6 protein-coding genes are annotated in these 9,092 nt (G+C 40.7%); 1 reads left to right on the plus strand and 5 read right to left on the minus strand.

What is annotated here, in order from left to right:
* Positions 1–106: 106 nt before the first annotated feature.
* From AB4153_RS03830 to AB4153_RS03850, 5 genes are all read right to left on the minus strand, one after another.
* Positions 107–3,214, minus strand: coding sequence for an efflux RND transporter permease subunit (locus AB4153_RS03830; protein WP_371996437.1), 3,108 nt, complete (start codon positions 3,212–3,214; stop codon positions 107–109).
* Complete coding sequence (locus AB4153_RS03835; RefSeq protein WP_371996438.1) at positions 3,211–4,575, minus strand: efflux RND transporter periplasmic adaptor subunit; 1,365 nt, start codon at positions 4,573–4,575, stop codon at positions 3,211–3,213. The genes AB4153_RS03830 and AB4153_RS03835 overlap by 4 nt, the downstream gene beginning before the upstream one ends.
* Positions 4,576–4,577: 2 nt before the next feature.
* The gene (locus AB4153_RS03840) at positions 4,578–5,234 is read right to left on the minus strand and encodes a TetR/AcrR family transcriptional regulator (protein ID WP_371996439.1); all 657 of its coding nucleotides are present in this window, start codon (positions 5,232–5,234) and stop codon (positions 4,578–4,580) included.
* 278 nt (positions 5,235–5,512) lie between these two features.
* The gene (locus AB4153_RS03845; protein WP_248955763.1) at positions 5,513–6,670 is read right to left on the minus strand and encodes an iron-containing alcohol dehydrogenase; all 1,158 of its coding nucleotides are present in this window, start codon (positions 6,668–6,670) and stop codon (positions 5,513–5,515) included.
* Between the two features lie 31 nt (positions 6,671–6,701).
* On the minus strand, positions 6,702–7,397 hold the full coding sequence (locus AB4153_RS03850; RefSeq protein ID WP_371996440.1) for a type 1 glutamine amidotransferase domain-containing protein: 696 nt from the start codon (positions 7,395–7,397) through the stop codon (positions 6,702–6,704).
* Positions 7,398–7,594: 197 nt separating this feature from the next.
* Between AB4153_RS03850 and AB4153_RS03855 the strand changes: the two genes are divergently transcribed.
* Positions 7,595–8,512, plus strand: coding sequence for a LysR family transcriptional regulator (locus AB4153_RS03855; protein ID WP_102528147.1), 918 nt, complete (start codon positions 7,595–7,597; stop codon positions 8,510–8,512).
* Positions 8,513–9,092 lie beyond the last annotated feature (580 nt).

The following is a 9,092-nucleotide window of genomic DNA, read 5'->3' on the forward strand; positions in this document are numbered from 1 at the left end:
AAAATAAAGGCCGATAATGATTTCATTAACGGCCTTTACTCGTTTTACAGAAAGCTAACTCTTCCTTGAGTTACAGTGACCAATATAATTGATACTAGCTGATATCTTATGCTTCTAAGTCTTCATGTTTATGTACTAGATTAAAATCTGCCAGTACAGCATAAGCACTCGGGATGATAAACAGCACTAATAATGTTGAAGTGAAAATACCAAACACAATTGAGATGACAATGGGCTTAACTACTTGCGCCTGTAATGAGGTTTCCATTAACAATGGTAATAAGCCTGCTGCGGTGGTTAAAGACGTCAGGAATACCGCTCTGAAACGATCGCGACTGGCTTTAACGACTGCTTCTTGAATGTTATCGCCTATGTCTACGTGATGGCGAATGTATTGCACCAACAAAATAGAGTCGTTAACCACAATCCCCGCAAGAGAGACAAAGCCTAATATTGATGGCATCGACAGGCTATGGCCTGTGAGCAAATGGCCCCAGAATACGCCGATTAATGCTAAAGGAATGGCTAGCATGACAACGAATGGCTCTAAATAACTTCTAAACTGAAAGCTTAAAATCGCAAATAAGCCAAATAGACCAATGATGAAGCCTTGCATAAACGAAGCGCCAGTTTTAGCCGTTTCTTTTGCAGCGCCTTCATAATCTACTTTGATCCCTGGGTATTTTTCACGAAGCTCATTAGCAAATTCAGTTCTCACTTTACCTACAATTTCACTGCCATTGGCTTTAGTATTGTCGATATCTGCCATCACAGTCACTGTGCGCTGACTTTCAATACGTTGAATACGCACGTATGAACGCTCGTAATCAAGGGTTGCTACCGCGCTGAGCGGCAGTTGGTTGCCATCGCCCAACATAATTGGGAAATTAGCCAATGCTTGCAAATCACCCGCTTGTTGTTTATTGAGGCGTACCTGAATCTCAATATTTTCTGGGCCAGCTTGTACATCGTCGGCGGTTTGACCAAAGTAGGCGGCGCGCAATTGCGATGCAATCATTTCGCCATCTACGCCATAGTTTTCTGCGCCATCTCTAAGCTTAACTAAGACTTCTTCTTTACCCGGCCTCATGTCATCTAAAATGCCATTAACCCCCGAGAACTGACTTAAATAGGACTGTAAATCAACCGAGGCCATCTTTAAGGTTTCAAGGTCATCATGTTGTAAACGTACTTCCACATCGCGCCCAGCAGGCCCCATTGAAGGTTGTTTAAACACTAACGAAATTGGCGCGGCAATATCACCACTTTCAATACGCCAATCTTCGATGAAATTGTCAATTAAGGTTTCACGGGTTTCGGCTGATAATAAATCTAATCTCACGGTTGCAACATGCGGTCCTGATTCTCCGGCATCAGCATTCATATTGTATTGCTCGGTGATATAGCGAATGAGATCTGCGTCTTCTTGATTTTTCTCTGTGTATTTTGCTCCGACTTTATTCGCACTGGCGACGAGTTTTTCAACCACTAGCTTGGTTTGATCTAGTGTTGAGCCCGGCGGCAAAATAATCCGCGCTTCAGCGATATCTCCGTCAAGCTCTGGAAACCCAACAAACTTAACTGCGCCACCTGCGACTAATGCCACAGAGATAAACAGTAAGCCTAAAGTCGCGCCAAGACTGGCGTAGCGCCATTTCACCACAAAGGTTACGGCATCCACTAGGGTGTTATTACGAAAGTATTCGAATTTTTCTAAGAATACTTTTTTAAACTTTAGTGGCGGTTTCTCTTTTTTTTGTGATTTAAGAGAATGACTTAAGTGATTTGGAAGAATTAAAAATGCTTCGATAAGGCTGACACTCAGCACCATAATCAATACAAGTGGCACCACGGATAATACATCGCCCATTTGCCCATCGAGCCACAATAAACTGCCGAAAATAAATACCGTGGTTAAAAAGGATGAAAATACACCTGGAGCGACTTTTTTGACTCCTTGGGTGACCGCTTCATTAACGGGCAAACCTTTTTCGACATGGGCTGCAACAGACTCTGCAATCACAATGGCGTCATCCATCATGATACCAATGGCCATCAATAAACCAACAAGGCTCATGATGTTAATGGATACCCCAAATACCCACATTAAGAATAGGCCACCCATAAAGGCGACGGGTAAACCTGCAGAGACCCAGAATGAATAGCGCAACGAAAAAAATAGCCACATTGAGAAGAACACCAAAATGATCCCCTGCCAGCCATTTTTAAGCAGCATAGACAGCCTGTCTTGCAACAGTGATGACATATCATTGGTTAAGGTCAATGTGACGCCATCTGGGGCGACGAGTTGCTCTTGGGCGACAAACTCAGTGACTCTGGCTTTAATTCTAAGGGCATCATCAGCTTTGTTCTTTTGTATTTTAAGTACCGCAGCGGCTTTACCATTAAAAATGGTGTGTTCTTCTTCAAGTTCAAATAAGTCTTCTATTTTGGCTATGTCACGTAATCTGACGACGCCGCCTTCAGGGTTTGAAGAGACAATGATTTTGCCTAAATTTTCAGGCGTGATGCGGCGTTCATCAAAACGAATCAATAGGTTTTTATCTGATAACTCCACGCTACCGGCAGGCATTTGTACATTTTGGCGTCCGACTTTGTCTGCTACTTCAGCGACCGTGAGCCCCAAACGTCTAATATCTGCTTCATTAAGCTCAACCCGTATTTGGTGGTCAGAAAAGCCAGATACTGTGACTAAATTAACTCCCACATCAATTTTCAGCCGTCGTTTTAAATCTTCTGCATATGATTTTAAATGCGGCAAACTGGCATCTGCAGCAATGGCGATATCGACCACAGGTTCAGCCCAATCAAGCTCTTTAACTGTAGGTGGATCGATTTGCGATGGAAAATCTTTAATGGCGTTAATTTCGGTTTGAATATCCACTAAACTGCGCCCCATATCAGCAGAGCCTGTTAACTTAACCGTTAACGAAGCAAAACCTTCTTGGGCATCACATTTCGTTTCTTCAATATCGCTTAAACCATCAATGGCATCTTCCATGCGTAAACACAGGCTTTCTTCCACTTCAGCTGGCGATGCGCCGGGGTAAACTACACTGGCGATAATGTAGGGCGGGCTAAATTCAGGGAAGGTCTCGCGTTTAATTTTACCGATGCTGCTTAAGCCAACAACAAAAAATGCCAACATCATCAAGTTAGCGATGGTGGGGTGGCGAGTGAAAAAGTTAATCACTGATTGTTCTCCCCATTATCTTTTTCATCACTCATTTGTGTGTCACTTGTCTTGGAACCTGCAATTTTAAGACTCATACCTGCAATGGCAGGAATTAAGTCGTTGGTCACGACTTGGTCGCTATTTTTTAACGCAGGCTCACCAGTTTGACTGGCTATGGCAACGCCATTTTTAGTGCGATACACCACATCAACCGATTTGATTTGCAGTTTGCCTTCGTTATCCATCAGATAAATTTTATCGCCGTGCAGTGCTTTTTCAGGGATCACAAACTGATTTGATGAGTAACCATTGATGTAGGCTGTTACAAACATGCCATTAGTTAACGGTGGACGCTTAACTAAGTTCATGTCGTTAAAGTCTTGTTCAACCTCAAGATAAAAACCGATAGTAGCCTGATCAGGGTTAATCGTGTCTGCTATACGGGTTAACTTGGCTTGCCATTGATGATGTTTTTTGCCCATGTTGATTTCAACATGGCTGTTAAAGTTTACTCGCTCAATTGACGGTAATGATGCGCTGTCTCTTGGAATATCAGATATGCTGGTAATTAAGGTTTCAGCATCTTGCAATGATAACTCAGCTTTGATTTCAACCGCGCCTAACTGATGCGCTTCAAATAGCACTGCACCACTTGATACTGCTTGAGCTCGTTCGATATTCACTTCGGCGATACGAGCATCAAATGGCAAGGTAAACTGGGTATTATCCAATTGTCGCTGGGCATCATTTAATAAGGCCTGATTGACTTTAACTTGAGCCTGCGTGACTTTGCGATCATCTGGCAGCAAACTTAAGCTGCTGTTCAAATCTTGAACCAGATTTCGCTGGGCTAATAATGCTTGTTTCTGGGTTTCTAATTCAGATTTTGAAATCAAGTTTTTGGTGTTAAGGGCTTTTTTACGTTGGTATTCTTGATCCACTAAGGTCAATTTTTGCTGTTCAATTTCTAGACTGGTTTTTAAATTGATTTCTTGTTGATTAAGCTGAACTAATTGCGCCTGAGCGCCGTTATAGTTTGCTTCTGCCTGGGCGAGCTTTAATTCATATTCGAGTGGGTCGATGACCAGCACTAAGGTGTCCGCTTTAATTAATCGACCAGTTTCTAATTCAGGGTGACGATAAATGATTTTGCCACCGACTTCAGCGATGCCTTGCCAGCTGTGTTTAGGGGCGACTCGGCCGTAGGCTTTGATCACAGGCATACTTAGCTGTTTATCTAGGCTTATCACTTCCACTAACCGTGACTTATCGTGACCTGCTTCTAGTTCAGGCGATGAACGCAGCGCAATGGCGGCAAATAAAATCATAAAACCGGCTGCTATTCCGGGAAATACGTAACGTCTTTTTAAGCTAGTCATGTTTAGCGGTCCTGGCTTGGTTGAAATTCATCGGCAATGAGCCCATGACGTAAAAGCCTTGCATTGTGTTTAGCAAGCTTTTGTAAAAATTCGGGGCTGCTTTCAATACCTATTGCTTGTTTAAACAATTCAGGCATTAAAAAAGGAAAAACCAACAAACTGACAAAGCTCATTTTGGCGCACATAATGTCAACTTCGGGTCTGAGAATATCCGCCTGTTTGAGTTGATCAAATACTGTCATTCGCGTTGCTGGAAACAGATCCAATAAATTGGCCTGCAACTCTCGATTACTGTCTGTAGGCGATAGGTTCGCGGTGCGATAAATAAGTTTCGGGAAATCCGGATTTTGACTCATTATTGAATAATATGTCGTGAGAATTTCTTCAGGGGAGCTTGCGGCATTTTGCTTGTTTGTTTGCACAATTTTGTCGAACATTGGTGCAAGGGTCTCTTTAACCATTTCACTGAATAACCCCATTTTAGACTGAAAGTAGTAGCGAATAAGGCTTGCATCAACACCAGCTTGTTGAGCAATGGCGCGAACTGACACTTTTTCATAATCGCTTTCTACAAATAGCACTCTTGCGGCATCAATTAAGGTGCTGCGTTTGTCCATTTGGGTTAATGGTCTTCCTGCTGACTTTTTAATCGTGGCCATGGTATTGCTGAGGTAATGTGTAATTCTTCAAGTGTAGAATATAGTAAGCTAATGTGGTTATATCGCTAAGCTAATTAATTCTTCAATATTCAACAATTGATGAATAAATTACGAATTTAGGCACTGGATCACAATTTAATCGGGCAGGTTAAGCGTGGTTTGGCGAGAATAGAAAAGGCTAGCACGATGCTAGCCTTTGAATTAGCTTATCCTTTACTTCAAACCAAAAAACTAGGTTGATAAAGTATAAGCTGGTGGGACTCAGTGATTAATTTGAATTACAAAGCGGTGGTTAAAATTTCACGGCTGACTGCTAAATCGATATCGCCATGTTCACCTAATTTTGTCATGCCATGCTTTTCAAGAGCAGACACTAAAATATCAACTTGCTCCGCACCCACATCAATATCACTTAAACGTGTTGGTACCTGCATCAACTTAAAGAAGTTTTCAGTGGCGATAATCGCTTGATCAATTTTCTGCTCATCGCTACCGGTTGTGATACCAAATACACGCTCAGCATATTGAACTAATTTGGCATGTTTTTGCTCGCGACGAACTTTCATAACCGCTGGCAGTACAATTGATAAAGTACGTGCATGGTCAATACCGTGACTGGCTGTTAATTCATGTCCAATCATATGGGTTGACCAATCTTGTGGGACACCCGCACCAATTAAACCGTTCAATGCCATGGTTGCTGACCACATGATGTTGGCTCTAACTGCTAAATCTTCTTTAGTCTCAGCTGCTAGTGCTTTTGGACCTTCTTCAATTAATGTCTGCAGTAAACCTTCGCTGAAGCGGTCTTGAACTTTACCATTAACGTCGAAGGTTAAGTATTGCTCCATAATATGGATATAAGCATCTACAACACCATTACCAATTTGACGATCCGATAAAGATAAAGTCACAGAAGGGTCTAATACTGCAAATAATGGACGCACTAATGGGCTACCAAATGGTAACTTGTTACCGTCACGAGTAATAACAGAGCCACCATTGGACTCAGAACCTGTTGCAGGAAGGGTTAAAACTGCTCCTATAGGTAATGCCTGTTCAACTTTGGCGCCTTTTGCGACAATATCCCAAGGATCTTGACCATCAAATTTAGCTGCCGCAGCAATAAATTTAACCCCATCAACAACTGAACCACCACCTACAGCAAGAATGTAGTCGATATTTTCAGCTTCAATGACAGCTTGCGCTTTCATTAACGTATCGTATTGAGGATTTGGTTCTACACCAGAAAATTCAAACCAAGTGTGGTCTTTTAGTGCCAGTTTAACCTGATCATAAACACCATTTGATTTAATTGAACCACCGCCATAAACCATAAGTACTTTTGCATCAGCTGGGATTTCTTGGCTAATAGCACTGATTTGATTTTCACCAAATAAGATTTTTGTATTGTTTTGAAATGAAAAATTAAGCATGAGAATGTCCTAGTATCAATAATAATCTTTATTAAGCGTTTATGTGTGATGCTAACTTTTGTGCAGTTATTGATGAACTTGCAGGGTTCTGACCAGTAATCACTAAACCATCTTGAACTGAAAACGCATGCCAGTCAGCGACTTTTTGGTAATCTGCGTCACGTTTTTGTAATTCATCTTCAAGCAAGAAAGGCACCACGCTTGTTAATTGCACGGCATCTTCTTCTGTGTTGCTGAATCCTGTGACAGCTTTACCTGCAACTAACATAGTGCCATCGCTGTTTTTAGCATTTAACAGTGCTGCAGTTGCGTGACATACCGCTGCTACCGGTTTGTTTTGGCTAATGAACTGCTCAATTAACTCAATTGATGTTGTGTTGTCGGTTAAATCCCATAATGGACCGTGACCACCAGGGTAAAATACACCATCGAAATCATCAACGTTAACTGTCTCTAACATTTGCGTGTTAGCTAATAGAGCTTGTGCTTCTTTGTCATTATCAAAACGGCGAGTGTCATCAGTTTGAAAATCTTCTAGCTTACTACTTGGGTCAATGGGTGGTTGGCCACCTGCTGGTGAAGCTAGAGTAATATTAAAACCAGCATCTTTAAAAACAAAGTAAGGCGCTGCAAACTCCTCAATCCAAAAACCAGTCTTTTTACCTGTGTCGCCTAAAGCATCATGAGAAGTTAATACCATTAATACGTTTTTAGTTACTTGAGTCATGGGAAATCCTTGTTTAACTGTTCTGGCAAAGCATTGGGTTTTGCACGTGCCGTAATATTGAAGCCATTATATAAACGAGATTAATATCTGACAATGCAGAGTAATTCGACTTCATTGTTTAAATTATTGATACAATGAGCTGATTAAGTTAACGTTAAGCTCATAATAGGGTTATTTGCGATAGGAGGGATTTGACGGTGAATGTTTCTTTTGAACAGCTCAAAAGTATGGTGGTGTTTTCACAAGTAGTGGAACAAGGGAGTTTAAGTGGCGCCGCTAAACATATCGGACTGTCTCGTGCTGTAGTGAGTTACCATCTGAAAAAACTAGAAGCGCACCTGCAAGTTAAGTTACTCAATCGTTCAACAAGAAGTATTAGTTTGACCGAAGAAGGGCAGGCCTATTATCAGTCCTGTAAGGTTATTGCAGAACAAGCTTATTCGGCGAATAAGCAAATTGAAAATATGAAAAGCGAACCAATGGGTTTGATAAGAATGACTTGTCCGGTTAATGCTGGGCTTGAGAACATTGTGCCTGCACTGAATGAATTTAAACGTATGTACCCAAAGATTGAACTGGATGTCATGTTAACAGATGATATCGTGAATATTATTAATCAAGGTATCGATATCGCAATTCGTGGTGCACCTCTGGTGGATTCGACATTACAGGCAACTAAATTGTCAGTACTACAAACGTGTTTATGTGGCTCGCCTGAATATTTTAATAAACACGGTAGGCCTAAATCACCCAGTGACTTAAGTGTTCACGATTGGGTTATTTATAAACCGTTAAAAAAAGTGCTTGAGCTTAAAAAAGGTAGCCGCTCTTTTAGCATCGAAATGAAGGGCAGTATTAGCACCAATAATGCATCAGCACGAACCGCGTTTGTTGAAGGGGGCCATGGTATTGGCCGGATCCCCACTTATGATGCTTTACCCAAAATCAAACAGGGAACCTTAGAGTCAGTATTAGATGATTATCAATTCAGTGATATTAATATTTATGCGGTGTTTCCGCCTGGCGCTGCAGATTCTAAAAAGATAAGACTTTTATTAGACTTTTTAAAAGCATATTTTGACAAGAAAAGTGTGCGTATGGAATTGAACCATTAATTGTTCCTGATTATTCAGGCGTTTAATCAAACATGTAAATCGACTAAAATTTATACTTACTAGATAGTAGGTTTGTACCCTGCCTGATGTCTTGAAACTGTGGTATTTATGCTTTTTTTATTTGAAACTTTATTTTAGGTAGGGTAATCAACAGACCATACCATCCGGTAAAGAAAACCCAACCAGCAAACAAGTTTATAACCTTGCCATGTGTTGTTTCGTAATGAAAAGAATAGACATCTAGGTTAGTCATTATTGATAACCAAAAAGTCGATGAAAGCACAATCATTAAGACACTCAACGCAAATAATGAAATGGCAGTAACAGCGTTCACATTCCTTTTCTGTTTTGTTTTTATACTGTTTTGGCAGTGACAAACTTTCAATAGTTCGACTCGTTCCATTTCGCAATGTATGCACAAAATTTTTCTTTTGCCAACTTGACTCATCGATGAAGCTTCCAGTTTATCATTAATGTTATTATTAGTTTATTAACTATAAAGAATAAAACGTTAAGATTCTGTGTATTAAATCAAAGAAAGTAAGTTGATTTTAAATATTGTCACAGTTAATTATTCTTT

This window comes from Shewanella sp. 10N.286.52.E4, assembly GCF_041468785.1.
Classification (GTDB): Bacteria; Pseudomonadota; Gammaproteobacteria; order Enterobacterales; family Shewanellaceae; genus Shewanella; species Shewanella electrodiphila.